The organism is Amycolatopsis sp. CA-161197 (assembly GCF_050942255.1).
Classification (GTDB): Bacteria; Actinomycetota; Actinomycetes; order Mycobacteriales; family Pseudonocardiaceae; genus Amycolatopsis.
Map to the genome: position 1 here is coordinate 4,684,091 of NZ_CP192059.1, position 16,567 is coordinate 4,700,657.

The 16,567-nt window shown below is 69.7% G+C and carries 18 protein-coding genes and 2 pseudogenes; 5 read left to right on the forward strand and 15 right to left on the reverse strand.

All coding sequences use genetic code 11. From position 1 onward, the window contains the following. Positions 1 to 24 precede the first annotated feature (24 nt). Positions 25 to 555: a DinB family protein gene (locus ACQPXB_RS22310; protein ID WP_386955734.1), complete on the forward strand. Its 531-nt coding sequence runs from the start codon at positions 25 to 27 to the stop codon at positions 553 to 555. A gap of 197 nt (positions 556 to 752) precedes the next feature. Here the strand turns inward: ACQPXB_RS22310 and ACQPXB_RS22315 are convergent, their stop codons facing one another. Then, on the reverse strand, positions 753 to 1,592 hold the full coding sequence (locus tag ACQPXB_RS22315; RefSeq protein ID WP_432855398.1) for a helix-turn-helix domain-containing GNAT family N-acetyltransferase: 840 nt from the start codon (positions 1,590 to 1,592) through the stop codon (positions 753 to 755). A gap of 102 nt (positions 1,593 to 1,694) precedes the next feature. On the opposite strand from ACQPXB_RS22315, the gene ACQPXB_RS22320 reads away from it, so the two are divergent. Genes ACQPXB_RS22320 through ACQPXB_RS22330 form a run of 3 tightly spaced genes read left to right on the forward strand, consistent with a single transcriptional unit; the run spans position 1,695 to position 5,383 of the window. After that, positions 1,695 to 3,095 (forward strand): NAD(P)-binding domain-containing protein, encoded by a 1,401-nt coding sequence (locus ACQPXB_RS22320; protein WP_432855401.1) that lies wholly within the window; start codon positions 1,695 to 1,697, stop codon positions 3,093 to 3,095. 3 nt (positions 3,096 to 3,098) lie between these two features. Then, a complete protein-coding gene (locus ACQPXB_RS22325) occupies positions 3,099 to 4,307 on the forward strand; it encodes an MFS transporter (protein ID WP_432855404.1) in 1,209 nt (402 codons plus the stop codon). Continuing rightward, the gene (locus ACQPXB_RS22330) at positions 4,304 to 5,383 is read left to right on the forward strand and encodes a flavin-containing monooxygenase (protein ID WP_432855407.1); all 1,080 of its coding nucleotides are present in this window, start codon (positions 4,304 to 4,306) and stop codon (positions 5,381 to 5,383) included. The genes ACQPXB_RS22325 and ACQPXB_RS22330 overlap by 4 nt, the downstream gene beginning before the upstream one ends. Here the strand turns inward: ACQPXB_RS22330 and ACQPXB_RS22335 are convergent. Genes ACQPXB_RS22335 through ACQPXB_RS22360 form a run of 6 tightly spaced genes read right to left on the reverse strand, consistent with a single transcriptional unit; the run spans position 5,345 to position 10,361 of the window. Next, complete coding sequence (locus tag ACQPXB_RS22335; protein ID WP_432855410.1) at positions 5,345 to 5,692, reverse strand: ArsR/SmtB family transcription factor; 348 nt, start codon at positions 5,690 to 5,692, stop codon at positions 5,345 to 5,347. The genes ACQPXB_RS22330 and ACQPXB_RS22335 overlap by 39 nt on opposite strands. A gap of 23 nt (positions 5,693 to 5,715) precedes the next feature. Further along, on the reverse strand, positions 5,716 to 7,071 hold the full coding sequence (locus ACQPXB_RS22340) for an FAD-dependent oxidoreductase (protein WP_432855413.1): 1,356 nt from the start codon (positions 7,069 to 7,071) through the stop codon (positions 5,716 to 5,718). A 23-nt stretch (positions 7,072 to 7,094) separates the two neighbouring features. Continuing rightward, positions 7,095 to 8,153, reverse strand: coding sequence for an ArsO family NAD(P)H-dependent flavin-containing monooxygenase (locus ACQPXB_RS22345; protein WP_432855416.1), 1,059 nt, complete (start codon positions 8,151 to 8,153; stop codon positions 7,095 to 7,097). After that, the gene (gene arsB, locus ACQPXB_RS22350; protein WP_432855419.1) at positions 8,150 to 9,247 is read right to left on the reverse strand and encodes an ACR3 family arsenite efflux transporter; all 1,098 of its coding nucleotides are present in this window, start codon (positions 9,245 to 9,247) and stop codon (positions 8,150 to 8,152) included. The genes ACQPXB_RS22345 and arsB overlap by 4 nt, the downstream gene beginning before the upstream one ends. 38 nt (positions 9,248 to 9,285) lie before the next feature. Then, positions 9,286 to 9,690 carry an arsenate reductase ArsC gene (locus ACQPXB_RS22355; protein ID WP_432855422.1) on the reverse strand — a complete coding sequence of 135 codons (405 nt, stop codon included), beginning with the start codon at positions 9,688 to 9,690 and terminating at the stop codon, positions 9,286 to 9,288. 29 nt (positions 9,691 to 9,719) lie between these two features. Continuing rightward, a complete protein-coding gene (locus ACQPXB_RS22360) occupies positions 9,720 to 10,361 on the reverse strand; it encodes an arsenate reductase ArsC (protein ID WP_432855425.1) in 642 nt (213 codons plus the stop codon). A gap of 114 nt (positions 10,362 to 10,475) precedes the next feature. On the opposite strand from ACQPXB_RS22360, the gene ACQPXB_RS22365 reads away from it, so the two are divergent. Then, a complete protein-coding gene (locus tag ACQPXB_RS22365) occupies positions 10,476 to 10,883 on the forward strand; it encodes an ArsR/SmtB family transcription factor (RefSeq protein ID WP_432855448.1) in 408 nt (135 codons plus the stop codon). Positions 10,884 to 11,838: 955 nt separating this feature from the next. Here the strand turns inward: ACQPXB_RS22365 and ACQPXB_RS22370 are convergent. The 8 genes and pseudogenes from ACQPXB_RS22370 to ACQPXB_RS22405 form a co-directional block, all read right to left on the reverse strand. Beyond that, positions 11,839 to 12,051: an IS3 family transposase gene (locus tag ACQPXB_RS22370; RefSeq protein ID WP_432855451.1), complete on the reverse strand. Its 213-nt coding sequence runs from the start codon at positions 12,049 to 12,051 to the stop codon at positions 11,839 to 11,841. Continuing rightward, positions 12,006 to 12,662 carry an IS3 family transposase gene (locus tag ACQPXB_RS22375; protein ID WP_432855454.1) on the reverse strand — a complete coding sequence of 219 codons (657 nt, stop codon included), beginning with the start codon at positions 12,660 to 12,662 and terminating at the stop codon, positions 12,006 to 12,008. Before ACQPXB_RS22375 ends, ACQPXB_RS22370 begins: the two co-directional genes overlap by 46 nt. A 55-nt stretch (positions 12,663 to 12,717) precedes the next feature. Next, a complete protein-coding gene (locus tag ACQPXB_RS22380) occupies positions 12,718 to 13,008 on the reverse strand; it encodes a transposase (RefSeq protein ID WP_432855457.1) in 291 nt (96 codons plus the stop codon). Between the two features lie 12 nt (positions 13,009 to 13,020). Further along, positions 13,021 to 13,506: pseudogene (locus ACQPXB_RS22385) on the reverse strand (IS5 family transposase); the annotation flags it as partial. Further along, a pseudogene (locus tag ACQPXB_RS22390) lies at positions 13,499 to 13,930 on the reverse strand (helix-turn-helix domain-containing protein); the annotation flags it as partial. The pseudogenes ACQPXB_RS22385 and ACQPXB_RS22390, both read right to left, overlap by 8 nt. 113 nt (positions 13,931 to 14,043) lie before the next feature. Then, positions 14,044 to 14,715 (reverse strand): alpha/beta fold hydrolase, encoded by a 672-nt coding sequence (locus ACQPXB_RS22395; protein ID WP_432855460.1) that lies wholly within the window; start codon positions 14,713 to 14,715, stop codon positions 14,044 to 14,046. 530 nt (positions 14,716 to 15,245) lie between these two features. Continuing rightward, entirely contained in the window at positions 15,246 to 15,479 is a 234-nt protein-coding gene (locus ACQPXB_RS22400; protein ID WP_432855463.1) for a hypothetical protein, read from the reverse strand. 199 nt (positions 15,480 to 15,678) lie between these two features. Beyond that, entirely contained in the window at positions 15,679 to 16,533 is an 855-nt protein-coding gene (locus ACQPXB_RS22405) for an LLM class flavin-dependent oxidoreductase (RefSeq protein ID WP_432855466.1), read from the reverse strand. Positions 16,534 to 16,567 lie beyond the last annotated feature (34 nt).

Genomic DNA, 16,567 nt, shown 5'->3' on the forward strand with positions numbered 1-16,567 from the left:
GTCGCTAGCCCGGAGGGCCGAGTCATGGATCGGCAGGCAGTGCATCGGCAATGGGACTGCGACCGCGCCACTTTCCACATGCTGGTGGCCGCCTCGACGAGAGAGGCTCTCCTCCGGCGATCGCAGGGGACCCGGTGGACCAACCAGCAACTGCTATTCCACCTCGTATTCGGCTACCAGATCGTACGCGCCTTGCTGCTCCTGGTTCGTCTCTTCGGCCACCTGCCGGACTCCGCCAGCCGCCGATTCGCGGCCGCGCTGAACGCAACCACGCCGCTGTTCCACGTGATCAACTATGTTGGGTCGTGCGGCGGAGGCTTGATCGGACCCAGGCGCGCGGCCTCGTGGCTCGACCACATCATCACGTCGCTGCACCGCAGCCTCGATCGTGCCGACGAAGCGGATTTGGCCCGCGGGATGCGCTATCCGACCGGTTGGGACCCGTTCTTCCAGCCGTACATGACCCTGGCCGATCTCTACCGGTATCCAGCTCGGCACTTCGCCTTTCACCAGCAGCAGCTGACGCTCGATCACGAGCGTCCGACCGGAATGTGAAGCCCTCGCTCAGTTCACGGCCGGGACTCGATGCCACCTAACGGCGCGCTGACGTTCCGGGTGCGGGTCGGCCGCAACCCAGGCGTTCCACCAGCGCGGGCCGCGGTGTTTCACCGACTCCACCCGCAACGCCACCGGGGGAGCTGACTCTCTCGCGCCAGACCGCCTGAGAAGTGCAGGCTGCCACGTTGTCGAAGTCAGCTGACCGGGCTGCGGCGCTCCAGGAACACGGTGTCGTGCCAGGTGCCGTCGCGTTGGGCGATGCGTTCGCGGATGCCGACGGTGCGGTAGCCGGCGGAGTGGTGGAGGGCGAGGCTGGCGCGGTTGTCGGTGAAGATGGAGGTTTGCAGGGTCCAGAGGCCGGCGTCGTCGGCGGCCATGACTTGCTTGCGCAGCAGGGCTTTGCCGACGCCGCGGCCGCGGTGGGATTCGGCGACGTAGACCGACGTTTCGGCGACGCCGGCGTAGCAGTCGCGTGAGGAGGCGGGGCTGGCGGCGGCCCAGCCGACGACCTGGTCGTCGGCTTCGGCGATCCAGCGGTGCTCGGGCAGCCACTTCGCGTCGAGGCTGGCGCGGGTGGGGACGGTGGTTTCGAAGGTGGCGTTGCCGGTGGCCAAGCCTTCGCCGTAGATGCGCCGGACGGCGGCCCAGTCGCCCGGTTCGAGGGCGCGGACGGTGACGTCGGCGGGCACGTCGTCGGGGCAGCAGGGGCGGGGGCCGAGCAGGCCCATGACGGCGTCGGCGGCGTGCGGGAGCCCGGAGCAGCAGGCTTCGTTGACGGTGACGACGGTGGCGGTGCCGACCTTCTCCAGGTTCACGAATCCGACGTCGGCGAGCTTGCGCACGTGGTGCGACGTCGTGGACTGGCTGGTGCCGAGGATCTCGGTGAGCGCGCCGACCGTGAGGCCACGCGGGGTGGTGGCGACGGCGTGCAGCAGTCGCACGCGCACGGGCTCGGCCAGACAGGCGAACCACTCGGCGTAGGTGGTGGCGTCCGTGGTGGGCAGGACCTGGGCCTGAGGCAGCGCGATCGGCATGCCCGTCAGTATATCGATCCGAATCGATGGTTGCATCCATCGATTTCGGTCGATACTCTCTGGGTCGCGTTAATCGAGCAGGACCGATGGAGGGTGTTGGGGATGGGCGAATACCCGGTTGTGGTCGTCGGTGCGGGTCCGGTGGGTCTGGCGGCGGCGGCGCAGCTGTTGGAGCGGGGCCTGGAGCCGCTGGTCTTGGAACGCGGTGGGCGCGCCGGGGCTGCGGTGGCGGAGTGGAACCACGTCCGGTTGTTCTCGTCGTGGTCGGAGCTGGTGGACCCGGCGGCGGGCCGGCTACTGGCGCCGACGGGATGGATGCGTCCGGACAGCAGCGGTTATCCGACGGGGCGGGAGTGGGCCGAGTCCTACTTGCAGCCGCTCGCGGACGTACTGGGTGAGCGGGTGCGGTACGGCGCGGAGGTTGTGGGTGTGGCGCGCCGCGGCCGGGATCGCGTGGTCGACAGCGGCCGGGACGCCGAGCCGTTCTCCGTGCACGTGCGGAGCGTCGATGGCGGCGAGGAGCGCATCTTCGCCCGGGCGGTGATCGACGCGTCCGGCACCTGGGTCGGCGTGAACCCACTTGGCGGCGAGGGACTGCCCGCGATCGGGGAGGCCGCGGCGGCGGACCGGATCACCTACCGGGTGCCGGATCTGGCCGACGCCGCAACGCGGGCCCGGTATGCGGGCCGGCACATCGTGGTGGCCGGGAGCGGGCATTCGGCGCTGACGGCGTTGGTGGCGTTGTCCGGGCTGGCCGAGCAGGACCGGGCGACGCGGATCAGCTGGGTGCTGCGGCGCGGCGGGATCGGGAACACCTTCGGCGGCGGCGACGCGGACCAGTTGCCGGCGCGCGGCGCGCTCGGGCTGCGCGCGCGGGCCGCGGTGGAGTCCGGGCTGATCAGCGTGGTGACCGGGTTCCGCACCGAGACCGTCGAGCGCGACGCCGCGGGGCGGCTGACGCTGGTGTCGGCGGCCGGGCAGCGACTCGAGGAGGTGGACGAGGTCGTGACGTTGACCGGGTTCCGTCCGCAGCTGGAATGGCTGTCGGAGGTCCGGCTGGAGCTGGACCCGACGTTGCAGGCGCCGGTGCGGCTGGCGCCGTTGGTGGATCCGAACGTGCACTCGTGCGGCACGGTCTACCCGCGCGGGGCGAAGGAGCTCGCGCACCCGGAGCAGGACTTCTACCTGGCCGGGATGAAGAGCTACGGCCGCGCGCCGACGTTCCTCGCCCAGACCGGCTACGAGCAGGTCCGCAGCATCGCCGCCGAGCTGGCCGGGGACCACGAGGCCGCGGCGCGGGTGGAGCTGATCCTGGCCGAGACCGGCGTCTGCGGGGGCGCGGGCCTGTTCGACGAGCAGGACTCCGGCGCCGGTGGGTGCTGCGGTCCCGCAGCGGCTGAGCCGGTCGTGGCCGAGCCGGTCGAGCTGGTGGGGTCGGGGTGTTGCGGTCCGGCGGAGCCGGAGGTGTTGACGTCGTCGGCGCCGCCTGCGCGCGGGAACTGAGCGGTGCCGAGCGACACCACCACGCACACGGCGACGTTGCCGGCGTCGGGTCTGCGCCGGGTTCTGGCGGTGTTGTGCCTGACCGAGATCACCAGCTGGGGCGTGCTCTACTACGCGTTTCCGGTGCTGGCGCCGGACATCAGCCGCGACACGGGATGGCCGGCGCCGGCGGTCATCGCCGCGCTGTCGGGGGCGCAGCTGGTGTCCGCGCTGGCCGGGATCGCTATCGGGCGGTGGCTTGACCGGCGGGGCCCGCGGGCGGTGATGACCGCGGGATCCGTGCTGGCGGTGCCGGCGGTGCTGCTGATCGCGACCGCGCAGAACCTGGGGTGGTTCCTTGTCGCGTGGGCCGTGGCGGGGCTGGCGATGAGCGCGGTGCTCTACCCGCCCGCGTTCGCCGCCTTGACCCGCTGGTACGGGCCGAGGCGGATATCGGCGCTGACCGTCCTGACGCTCGCTGCGGGGTTGGCCAGCACGGTGTTCGCCCCGCTGACCGCACTGCTGGCGGCGCACCTGGACTGGCACCACACCTATCTCGTGCTGCTGGTCGTGTTGGCGGTGATCACGGTTCCCGGGCACTTCTGGGGGTTGCGCGGGCCCTGGCCCCAGGTCGAGCACCACGCCGAGGCACACGCTGATCCGTCGCAGGTCGCGCGCAGCGGGGCGTTCCTGACGCTGGTGGTGGCGTTGAGCCTGGCGACGTTTTCGGTGTTCGCGGTGGTGGTCAACCTGGTGCCGCTGATGATCGAACGTGGCGTCAGTGCGGGCACGGCGGCGGTGGGGCTTGGGCTCGGCGGCGCCGGGCAGGTGCTGGGCCGGCTCGGCTACGCCACGCTGACCCGGCGCACCAGCGTGCGGACCCGCACGGCATTGATCCTGCTGGCTACCTCTCTCACGACCGCGCTGTTGAGCGTGCTCACCTCGACCGCGGCCCTGATCGCCGCCGCGATCGTCGCCGGGATGGCGCGCGGGGTGTTCACCCTGCTGCAGGCCACCGCGATCACCGACCGCTGGGGCGCCGCGCACTACGGCCGGCTCAACGGGCTGCTCTCGGCACCGATGACCATCACCATGGCGCTGGCCCCTTTCGCCGGCGCCGGCCTCGCCGCCCTCTTCGGCGGCTACACCCCGGCATTCCTCGTCCTCGCCGCGGTCAACGTCGGCGCGGCCGTGCTCGCCTTCGCGGCCAACCCGATCCGGAGAGCCTCGTGACCGACCCGCACGCGATCGTCATCGGTGGCGGCCAAGCCGGCCTCGCCGCCACCCGCACCCTGCTTGCCCGTGGCCTGCGCCCCGTGTTGCTGGAAGCCGGCGCCGAACCGGTCGGGTCGTGGCCGCGCTACTACGACAGCCTCACCCTGTTCTCCCCGGCCCGCTACAGCAGCCTGCCCGGCCTGCCCGTCCCCGGCGACCCCGACCACTACCCGCACCGCGACGAGGTCGTGGACTACTTGCGCCGGTACGCCGCCCGCCTCGATGCCGACATCCGCACCCACCACCGGGTCACCACCGTCACCCACGATGGCGACGGCTTCACGGTGCGGACCGCCCACGGCGCCACCTTTGCCGCGCCGGCGGTGATCGCCGCCACCGGTGGGTCCAGCCGGCCGCACCGGCCCGCTCTGCCCGGGCTCGACCGCTTCACCGGCACCGTCTTGCACTCGGCCGAGTACCGCACGCCCGAACCGTTCGCCGGACAGCGCGTGATCGTGGTCGGCGCGGGCAACTCCGCCGTGCAGATCGCGGCCGAACTCGCCGCCCACGCCACCGTCACCCTCGCCACGCGCACGCCCGTCCGCTTCGCGCCGCAACGAACCCTCGGCCGCGACGTGCACTTCTGGTCGACCACCGTCGGGTTCGATCACCTGCCGATCGGGCCCCTGCTGCGGGCCAAACCGGCATCACCCGTGCTCGACGCCGGGGTGTACCGGGCTGCGATCGTCGCGGGCCGTCCTGATCAACGGCGCCTGTTCACCCACATCGAGGGCAGTACCGTGCACTGGGCGGACGGCAGCACCGACGAAGTCGACACCATCATCCTCGCGACCGGATTCCGCCCGGAGGTGTCCTATCTGGACGGCACCGGCGCGCTCAAAGACGGGCAGCCCAGGCAATCACCCGGCCTGTCCACGACCGTGCCGGGCCTGGGCTACGTCGGATTGGAATGGCAACGCAGCTTCGCCTCCGCCACCCTGCGCGGCGTCGGGCGAGACGCCGCCTACGTCGTCGCACGGCTCGCCACCACGATGTCACCCGCGCGCAGGCGGTGCTGCCAGCCGGTCGGTTAACGCGCCCAGCGCCTCACTCCGGGGTCGGTAATGGATCGACGTGCCGTGGCGCTCGGCCTCGACCAGGCCGGCTTCGCGCAGCAGTTTCAGGTGGTGCGAGATCGTCGGCCCGGACACCTTGAACGCCGCGGCCAGATCGCCCACGCGGGCGCCGCCGTCGCTGGTGCAGATCAGTGAGAGCAGCCGCAGCCGGACGGGGTCGCCCAAGGCCTTGAACCCCGTCGCGAGATCCGCGGCGTCCTCAGCCGACAACGGCGCCTCCGCCAACGGCGCGCAGCAGACGCTGGGCGTAGGCGTCGAGTCCGGCACGAGGTGATCTTCGCAAACGCAGATCAGTCGCCGTGCTGCTGGGTCCACGCGTGCGCGGCGACCTGGACGGCGTCGTAGGGACTGCCCAGGGGCGGGGTGTAGGACAGGTCGAGGTCTTCGACGTCGGTGACGGCCATGCCGTGGTGGATCGCGGTGGCGAAGACGTCGATGCGTTTGTGCACCGAGCTGTCGCGGTGCCCGACGAGCTGGGCACCCAGCAGCCGGCCCGACGCGGCGTCGCCGGTGACGCGCAGGTGGATCGGTCGGGCGCCGGGATAGTACGCCTTGTGATCGTCGGCGACCGTTGCGTGCGTGACGGGGCGGAAGTCGATGGCGTCGCGGTCGCGCACGCCGGTGCGGGCGATCGCGAGGTCGAACACCTTGAGCACCTGCGTGCCGAGCGAGCCGGCGAAGCGGCGGAAGGCGCCGAGCGCGTTTTCTCCGGCGACGCGGCCTTGTTTGTGTGCGGTCGTGCCCAACGGGAGGTAGGTGTCGGTGCCGAGGAGGCGGTGGTAGGTGTGCACACTGTCGCCGGCGGCGTAGATGTGGTCGACGGTGGTGCGCATCCCGCGGTCGACGGCGATCGCGCCGCGCACGCCGAGCTTGACCCTGGCGGTTTCCGCCAGCGCGGTGTCCGGGCGGACGCCGACGACCACGAGCACTACGTCGGTGGTGCGCTCGAACCCGTCGCTACCGAGCACCCGCAACCGACCCGCGTGGCGCTCGATCCGGCCCACGGTGGTTCCGGTGCGCACGTCGACGTCGTGCGCGTGCAACTCGGCCCGCACCAGCCCACCCAACTCACGATCCACAGTGGACAGCACTTCGGGCAGCATCTCGACCAGAGTGACCGCGACGCCGCGGCTGCGCAGGGCTTCGACCATCTCCAGGCCGAGGTAGCCGGCGCCGACGACCACGGCCGACTCCGGCTGACGTTCCAGGGTGGAGGTGAGAGCGAAGGTGTCGTCCATGGTGTGCAGTAAGTGCACTCCGTCGGTCGGGCCGAGCGTGTCGAGCCCTTCGATGCGTGGGCGGATCGGGACCGCGCCGGTGCCGATGATCAGCTGGTCGTAGGGCAATTCGGAAGGGCCGTCGTGGTCGACGACGGTGACGGTGCGGGCGAACGGGTCGATGCGGGTCGCGCGCGTGTTCAACCGCAGGTCCAGGCCCGCGTTTTCGAGGTCGGCGCGGGTGCGGTGGGCCAGGGTGCGCCAGTCGGGGACTTCGCCGGAGACGTGGTAGGGGATGCCGCAGATGGAGAAGTTGGGGTAGGCGTCGGCCACCACGAGGGTGGGCCGGGTGTTGGGGTCGAGTTCCTGGATGTGCAGGCCTGCGCTGATCCCGGCATCGCTGCCGCCGATCACCAGCACGCGGGTCATCGTGGTCTCCTCGTTGTCGAAGCTCAGCGGGTAGGCAGGAGCTGGGTGGTGAGGTCGGCGACGGCGTCGCGCGCGGCGCGGCCGACGCCGATGAGAGTGGCGGAGGCGGGTCCGGTCCAGTCGCCGTAGCCGAGCAGGTGCAAGCGGGGGTGGTCGAGGGAGCGGGTGCCGCAGGTGGCGGGGTGGCCGTCGTGGGTACGCGGCCGCAGCGGCGCCAGGTGTTTGAGGGCGGGGCGGAACCCGGTGCACCAGATGATCGCGTCGGCCCGGCGCCGGGTGCCATCGGCCCACACCGGTCCCTCTCGGGCGAGCCGGGTGAACATGGGCAGCGCGCGTAGCCGGCCGGCGTCACGGGCGCGGCGGACGGGCCGGACCGCGACGATGTCGCCCAGTCCCGCCACGCCCTCTGTGTCGCGGTGCCCGGCGTCGAGTGCGCGGCGCCGCTGGGTGGCGATGTCGAACAACGCGCGCCCGTCGATGTCGTCGGGCAGGAAGCGGGGCGGACGCCGCGTCACCCACAGCACCTTCGCCGTGGTCGTCAGGTCCGCGGCGATCTGCGCCCCCGAGTTCCCGCCACCGACTACCACCACACGCTGCCCGGCGAACTCGTCCGCGGTGCGGTAGTCCACGGTGTGCAGCTGCCGGCCGGTGAACTCGTTGCCGGGCACGATCGGCACGAACCGGCGCCACCACGTTCCGGTCGTGCTGATCACGGCCCTTGTGCGCATCTCACCACCGTCGGTGGCAACCCGAAACCCTCCGTCCACTGTGGATACGGCGATGACGGTGGTGGAGCGGCGCATCGGGATCGCGTAGCGCTTTTCGCAGGCGGCCGGGTAGTCCACGACGTGGGCGGCGTCGGGATACTCGTGTCCGGGCTGGGCCGGCATGGGCCAGCCCGGCAGGGAACTGAAGCGGGCCGGGGAGAACAGCCGCAGCGAGTCCCAGGCGTGCAGCCACGCGCCACCGGGGGTGGGCTGGGCGTCGAGGACGAGGAAACTCAGCTCGGCCCGGCGGAGGTGGTAACCGGCGGCGAGCCCGGCTTGCCCGCCGCCGATCACCACGACGTCTGCGCTGCTCACTTCGGCGCGTCGACGGCTTTGCCGGCCCAGCGTTTGCGCAGCCACAGGCTCACGTACACCAGCGCGACGAGGACCGGGACCTCGATCAGCGGCCCGACCACCCCGGCCAGCGATTGCCCGGACGTCACCCCGAACACGCCGATCGCGACGGCGATGGCGAGCTCGAAGTTGTTGCCCGCCGCGGTGAACGCCAGTGTCGTCGTGCGCGAGTAGGACAGGCCGGAAGCTTTGCCCAGCAGGTAGCCGCCGCCCCACATGATCGCGAAGTAGGCCAGCAGCGGCAGGGCGATCCGCGCGACGTCCAGCGGCCGGGAGGTGATGTTGTCGCCCTGCAACGCGAAGAGCATGACGATGGTGAACAGCAGCCCGTACAGGGCGATCGGCCCGACCTTGGGCAGGTACTTGCTCTCGTACCACTCGCGGCCCTTCGTGCGTTCCCCGATCCGGCGCGAGAGGTAGCCCGCCACGAGCGGGATCCCGAGGAAGATCACCACTGACAGCGCGATTTCCCACGGGGAGAAGCTGATGCTCTGGCTTTGCAGGCCCAGCCAGCCTGGCAGGACGTCGAGGTAGAACCAGCCGAGCACGCCGAACATGATCACCTGGAAGACCGAGTTGATCGCGACCAGCACGGCGGCGGCTTCGCGGTCGCCGCAGGCGAGGTCGTTCCAGATGATCACCATGGCGATGCAGCGGGCGAGGCCGACGATGATCAGCCCGGTGCGGTACTCGGGCAGGTCCGGCAGCAGCAGCCACGCCAGCGCGAACATCAGCGCCGGGCCCACGAGCCAGTTCAGCACCAGCGAGAGCACCATGGTGCGCTTGTCGCGGGTGACGGTGTCGAGCTTGTCGTAGCGGACTTTCGCCAGGACCGGGTACATCATCAACAGCAGCCCGAGCGCGATCGGCAGCGACACCTGCCCGATCTTCACCGCGTCCAGCACGCCCTGCAGCCCGGGAATCATGCTGCCCAGCAGCAGCCCGACCGCCATCGCGGCGATGATCCACACCGGCAGGAACCGGTCCAGAAAGGACAGTTGGCGCAGGACCTCGCCCTGGGCCGGGGTTGTTCGGTTGTCAGCGGTCTGGGTCACGGAGCGGGCCTCCAGGAAGTCACAACGTCAGGTCGGGGTCAGGCGTCGAGCAGTTCGGCCAGCAGGCCGCGGATCCGGCGGTCGATCTCGTCGCGGATCGGGCGCACCGCGTCCACGCCCTGACCGGCCGGGTCGTCCAGCGGCCAGTCCTCGTAGCGCTTGCCGGGGAACACCGGGCACGTGTCACCGCAGCCCATGGTGATCACCACGTCCGACGCCTCGACGTCCTCGGTCGAGAGCTTGGTCGGCACCTCGGCGGCGATGTCCAGGCCCCACTCCGCCAGCGCCTGCGCGGCGGCCGGGTTGACCTTGTCGGCCGGCTCCGAACCCGCCGAGCGGACCGCGACCCGGCCCAGGGCGTGGTGCTGCAACAACGCCGCCGCCATCTGCGAACGGCCGGCATTGTGCACACACACGAACAACACTTCGGGCACTCGGGTCACCGTGGATTTCCTTTCAGCACCGGGGAACGTCATGACGACAGCTCGCTGAGCAGCCCGCGCACGCGGGCGTCGAGCTCGTCGCGGATGTGGCGCACCACCGCCAGCGGCTGCCCGTCCGGATCCGGCACATCCCAGTCGAGGTAGCGCCGGCCCGGGAAGATCGGGCACGCGTCGCCGCAGCCCATCGTCACCACCACGTCGGCCGCGCGGACTACCTCGTTGGTCAGCGGCTTCGGATACGCGCAGGTCAGCGAGATGTCCAGCTCGACCATCGCCTCCGTGACCACCTCGGGAATCCCGCGCGACGGCCGTGAGCCCGCCGAGCGCACCGACACCCGCCCGAACGCGTGGTGATCCAGCATCGCCGCCGCCATCTGCGACCGGCCCGCGTTGTGCACGCAGACGAACAGCACCTGCGGCACCTCGACCCGCACCAGCCCCGTCGCGCGCCCGCGATCCAGCAGCCGCTCCCGCGCGAAGCGGGCCGTGAGCGTCGGCAGGTGGGTCTGCACCGTCGCCGTCGCCTCCAGCAACGTGTACGACTCGTGCACGAACCGCGCGACCATCTCCCGCGCGAACGTCCCGCGGAACCGGTCGGCCAGCTCGTCCACGATCCGCTCGACCTGCGCGTCCGCCTCGTGCGCGGGCAGGCCCCGCGAAGGCTGCACCATGACGCTCTCCTTGGATTGACTTATCTCGATCCAAGTGAACGCGATTGGATCGAACTTTGTCAATCCACCGGGTATGGTCAGATGGGAGACAGGCACAACACGACGGGAGGGCGCATGACGGTCGAGCACCAGCAGAGGACCCCGGCCCGGGTCACCCTCCTGCTCGCCGAACCCGCGGCCGTCGTCGCCGACACCGACGCCACCGACGCGGCCAAGCTCTTCAAGGCCCTCGCCGACCCGTTGCGCATCCGGCTGGTGTCCCTCATCCGTCACTCACCCGGCGGCGAAGCCTGCTTCTGCGACCTCGCCGAAGAGTTCGACATGCCCCAGCCCACGCTGAGCCACCACCTGCGCGTCCTGGTCGCCGCTGGCATCCTCGCCCGCGAACGCCGCGGCACCTGGAGCTGGTACAGCCTCGTCCCGGAGCCGCTGGAAAGTCTGCAGGCGCTCCTGCAAGCCGGCGGCCCACTGGTCGACCGGATCGCGCCGGTTGACGGCTCCGAGCGCGCTGGGCGCTGCTGACCGTCCGGCGCCCGACCCGGATCTCCGATGGTTGTCCACAGGCATGACCAATCTGGGGCAGTTATCCACAAATGGGCTATCAAGTCCCGTGTGCCTGACCGCAGTGGGAGCGTCAGGGACAGGATCACACCCGTTGGACCCGTGCCCGCCGCTTGGAACCGGACGGGTTGCCGCCGCCAAGTGGTGCGGTCTGCTCGGTTCGACTGGTGCGATGGCCGCGAGCTGCTAGTCAGCTTGTACGGGACAGCCATGACGACCGTCAGCGCCAGCACATCGCTGCGCTGCACCGGGCAGTACACTGACGCCGAGGCGGGTCTGGTGCATCTGCGAGCTCGTTATTACGGCCTCGCACGGCTCTGTTCCTGTCGCTGGACCCGCTGGTAATTGCAGCTTCTGGCGCTACCTCGGCGAGGGGTTTGGTTATGCCGGCATCGGGGTGCGGCGCGGTCCGTTGCTGGGTGCTGGAGCCCTGTGTGGCCCCGACCTTGGCGAGGCGGGTGCCGCGTCGGCGGGCGCGCGGACATGACCATGCTCCGGATTGGTGTGGCGACGGCGCCGGCGGCAGTGGGCGCGGCGATGATGGGACTTCGGCGGCCCCGGATCGATCTGGGACTTCAGTGATTTCGGCGACGAAGACGCTGGTCTCCAAGTAGCAGAAGTCCTACGGCAACGCGCATCAACCGAATCATATGGACCACGTGTTCTGGCCGAAGCGCAACGCCGACAAGCGAGGGCTGTTGGCCCAGGGCTGCGGCGGCGAGGATGAGGCGATGACTCACGTAAAGACAGCATCGGCGACGTGCCGGACGGTTTTTACGGATAGGTAACGAGAAGCCCGGTGTATATCAAGGGGCAGGATGATGGACGACATCTCCAAGATCGCGAAAAACTCACCCCATGAACTCGGTTGAACTGGGGTGTGTCAAGGTTCTTGGACGGTCCTCGGTGGGTTGCCTCAGGCCGCGCTCGCGGTGAGGTGATCACGGTAGGCCTCGACCGGGGTGCGGTAGCCGAGGCCGCTGTGGAGTCGTTTCCGGTTGTAAAACACTTCGATGTAGTCGGTGACGGCGAACCGCGCACGGACCCGGGTCGGGAACATTTCGCGGTGATACATCTCGGTTTTCAGCGATGCGAAGAACGACTCGGCCGCCGCGTTGTCCCAACACACCCCGGTTCGCCCGACACTGGTTCGAACCTGATTGTCCTTGCAGAATCGGAAAAACTCGGCCGAGGGTACTGCGTTCCGCGGTCGGAGTGGAACACTGCGCCCGGGCTGACATGGCCGTGGGTGATCGCCATGCCCAGGGCGTCGGTGATCAACGATGTCCGCATGCGATCAGCCAGCTGCCAGCCGACGACCATCCGGGTGGCCGGATCGATCACGGTCGCGAGATACAGCCAGCCCTCACTGGTTCTCACGTAGGTGATGTCGCCGACCAGCCGTTGACCAGGCATGTCCGCGGTGAACTCACGGCCGATCAGATCGGGACTGTGCACGGGTTGTTCCCCGGGCAGGGTGGTGCGTTTGTATGCCCGGGGCTGGCAGCCGGCCAGCCCGAGTTCGCGCATGAGATCGGCCACCAGCCCGACGCTGCACGGGTGGCCTTCGCGGTTGAGCTGGGCCGTGACCCGTCGGCGGCCGTAGGCACCGCGTCCCTCGGTGAACACCCGGGACACATGCTCCCTGAGTAGGCGGCGCCGGGCTTGGGTGGCTGTCTCGGTGGAAACCCGGTGCCTCCAAGCGTAAAACGACGACCGGGCACCCGTAGTAACCGGCACATCCAGGTGATCGGATAGTGGGCCTTCTCCGCATCGATGACCGCGCAGCGCTCGGCTACTGCGAGGTCCGCGCGAAGAAGGCCGCGGCTTTTTTCAGGAACTCGTTTTCCATCCGCAGCCGGCGGATCTCGTCTTCCATCTCCGCGACCCGGGCATGCTCGGACGGGCTCACCGGTCGCGCAGGTCCAGGGTTCTCGCGCCGCCACGCATTGACCCAGCTGGCCGGTGTGCCGGCGTTGATGTCGAGATCCCGGGCGACCTCGGCGACAGGTTTACCGGTCTCGATCACCATCTGCACAGCCTCGGCCTTGAACTGAGCGCTGAATCTCCGACGCTGCTCGGGCATACACCCATCCTCTCAGACAGGAGGCCCTGTCCGAGATCCTTGGTACACCCCAAGTTTCTTGTAGCAGGTGAGGCTGGCTCCGAGGATGAGGAAGGCGAGGAAGTGCTCGGCTTTGCGTTCGTAGCGCAGCGTCAGGCGTCGGTAGCCGGTGAACCAGGCCATGGTTCGTTCGATCACCCAGCGGTGTTTGCCGAGTTTCTGGCTGGATTCGATGCCTTTGCGGGCGATGCGGGCCTTGATGCCGCGGTCGCGGACCCAACGCCGCAGGTCGGGTTGGTCGTAGGCCTTGTCGGCGTGCAGCTTGGCGGGCTTGCGGCGCCGAGGGCCGCGGCGGGACTTGATTGCGGGAATCGCCATCACCAGGGGTTTGAGCGCGTAGGAGTCGTTCGTGTTGGCTGCGGAGACAGCGACTGCGAGCGGCAGTCCGGCGCGGTCGGACATGGCGTGGATCTTCGAGCCGGGTTTGCCGCGGTCTACCGGGCTGGGACCGGTGGACCATGTGCCCGGGCCAGCGGGCGATGATCCGCCGCGGAGCCCGGTTGGTGGCACCGGTGAGGTCGAGGAACCGGCGCCGGTTCAGCCCGAGCTGCAGCAGATACCGGCCGACGGTCCGGACCGAGATCGTGATGCCCTCGGCGGCCAGTTCGGTGGTGATGCGGCGGGCGGAGTACTTGCGGTCCCGGCGCAGCTGCTCGATCCGGGCCACGACCTCGGCGGGGGTGGCGGTGGGCTGGTGGCGCGGCACGCTCGGGCGGTCGAGCAGGCCGGTCTCGCCGTGGCGGCGCCAGCGGTTGACTCACTTGGACGCGCATTGGCGGGAGATGCCCATCTCAGCGGCAACATGCGCGATCGGACGAGTCTGGCAACGCTGCACGAGCCGGCGACGGCCCTCCACGGACAGCGGGGCGTTACGGTGATGCACGGACGGGTCTTTCTCTCGGCGGATGTGTTGGTCGCACTTCCATCCTGCCGCCGAAAGACCCGTCCCTCGTCTCAAGCCCTCTCAGCCGACACCAACGTCATGACCCGCGACAGCTAGCGGGCGGGTTGAGGGGTGTCGGCGAGTAGCCGCGCGAGCTCACGTGGTCGCGACCAGAACGGCGAGTGTGACGCGGCCAGCTCGACGATCGACGCACCGTAGCGTTCGTGGGTCAGCCGTGCGCTCTCGCGGGGGTCGATGGCGCGGTCGGCAGTGCAGACGATGTGCCGCGTGGGCACTCCCGGGTGTGCGTGGTGCACACCCGGCACCAGCGCTCCGATCCGGTGGGGGACGAGCCGCTCGATCGCCGAATTTGCGTCGGCGCGCTCGCAGTCCTGGTAGAAGAGATCGTAGGCGTCGTCGGGATCCCACACGACGCCGTCCTCGGTCCGCCCCTGCCGCGCCAGCGCCTCTGCGAAGCCGGGCGCGATCGCCGCTGGCTCGCCGGGGACGATCGGCGCGAGCAGCACCAGCTCCCGCACCAGGCGTCGGCTCGCGACCAGCGGAGCGATCGCCGCGCCCCCGGAGTGCGCCACGAGCACGGTCTGTCCGGGCGCGGCAAGGGTCCGCTCCACCGCCTCGACGAGGGAGTCGAACGTCGCCCCTGGGCGGGCGAGCCCGAGGTCGGCGGCCACTGCGTGGTGCCCGAGCGCGGCTAGCTCAGGGATCAGCCGCTCCCAGCACCACGCGCCGTGCCACGAACCGTGCACCAGGACGAAATCGGTCATCGACGCCTCCTCAGCTGATCATCAGAGGCTATCCGCGTCCCTCGCTGTCGTGGGGAATTGTCTCCTCGGCGTGCCGGGGAGTGCGCGATCGGCGTGGACGGTCTGGCTTCGCTGGCCGGTCGTTTCGGTCATTGCTGGTCAGCCATATCCGCCCGATTTTCCGAGGGTATTACGGGGACCCCTAGTGGGCGGAGTTCCCGAGCAATCTCGCGTGGGGAGCCGCTGCGCTGCCCGCACATGCTCGACGCGGGCGCGTGGCTCGTGCCGCAAGGCTACCGGCCGCCGCGCGAAGGGGAGCGCAGTAGCCGGTCGGGGGCCTAGCGAAGCGGAAGCCGGGCGGCCGTCTGGATGCGGCTCGCGTTGGTCAGGCAGTGCGGCCCCTCCTGAACGGAGCGCCGAGCGCGTCAAACGCTGAGCCATGCCGGCATCCGCCCGGCGACCGCCATGTGGCATGCCGAACACGCTGGCTCCGACTGAGCCCGCTACGCCGTCCTGTACTCAGCGGAGCCAGGCAGGCGGGACGGATGAGGTCACGCTTTCGGGAGAGGCCGGCTCGGGTCGGGCAACGCGTCCCCGGACTTCGCAGCGTTGGCGCGCAGAGCACGTTCGACGTCGCTGGCCCACATGACGATTTCGGTCGTCGACACACCCTCGATCCAGACATCCTTCTTGGTGAAGGCCGCCCGACCTGGAACCGCATCGGGGATACGCCCGCGAAGTTCGGCCGCGGACCATCCCATGGGGTCTTCCCAGTGCTCCGTCATGGGGAGGAGTCGAGTGACGCAGGATGAGATGGATCGGCTGAGACTACTGCTCTGGTGGCTGGATGGGCGGTACACGAGACGGCCAGCGCCGCCTCGGGATCAAATCGAGGCGGAGATCTGCACCATGATGGGCGAGCCGAACAGGGTGGCACGGTTGATGTCGAATGCCGCTGCGACCTGGTCGACGGGTTTGCTGGCCTCAGAGCACACTCTCGGCCGCGCGAGAGATCTCGTCGATGTCGTCGGTCGTGGCAACGAGGATGAACTCGTCGATGCCGACGTCTGCATAGCTGTGAATGGTTTCCCTCAGTGCTTCCTGCGAGCCGCTGACGCCGGCTGCCATCCGGGTGGCAGCTTCCTCACCCTGGAAGCTGTAGTAGCCCTTGACCTGCGCGCGCCCTTGGTCCTCGTTGCCGAGGGCGAAGTAGCCGATCACGACGATTGTCGGGTTGCCGGTGCGGCCTGCGTGCTTCCATGCTCTCTTGGCGGCTTCGATGGACGGGCCGACAAGAGACACCGGGCCGGAGGCGGCGATGTAGCCGGCACCTTCCCGGGCCATGCGGGCGAGTGCTGTGGGGCTGAAGCCGCCGAAGAGCAGCGGTATTTCCCGCGTGTCGGCAGGAACGGCGGGGTTCGTCCCGTCGCCGACGGGCTCTCCCTTCCAGATCCTGCGGTAGATCTCGAGGTCGTGGTCCATTCGTTTGCCGCGGCCCTGCACGCCGCGTCCTTCGACCGGGAAGTCGTCCGGTCGTCGCCCGACGCCGAGGCCGAGTGTGAGCCTGTGTCCGGAGACGCCGTCGATGCCGGCCAATTCCTTTGCCAGTAGTGGTGCCGGCCAGGTGGGGGCGAGCAGCACGTGGCTGAGCAGCCCGATAGTGCTGGTTGCGCCTGCTGCGGCGGCGAGCGTGACGGTGTCGCTTACGCCTGGATAGGCGTACCGGCCGATGGTGCCGAGGGTGGAGAACCTGGCCTCCTCGGCCTTCGCTGCCCATCGTGGAATCGTCTCGGGGCGGACGTTTCGCACCTGGTTGGGAAGCCCGATGCCGATCTTCACTCAAATCTCCTTCCAGCATCGTCGGGTTTGGTCG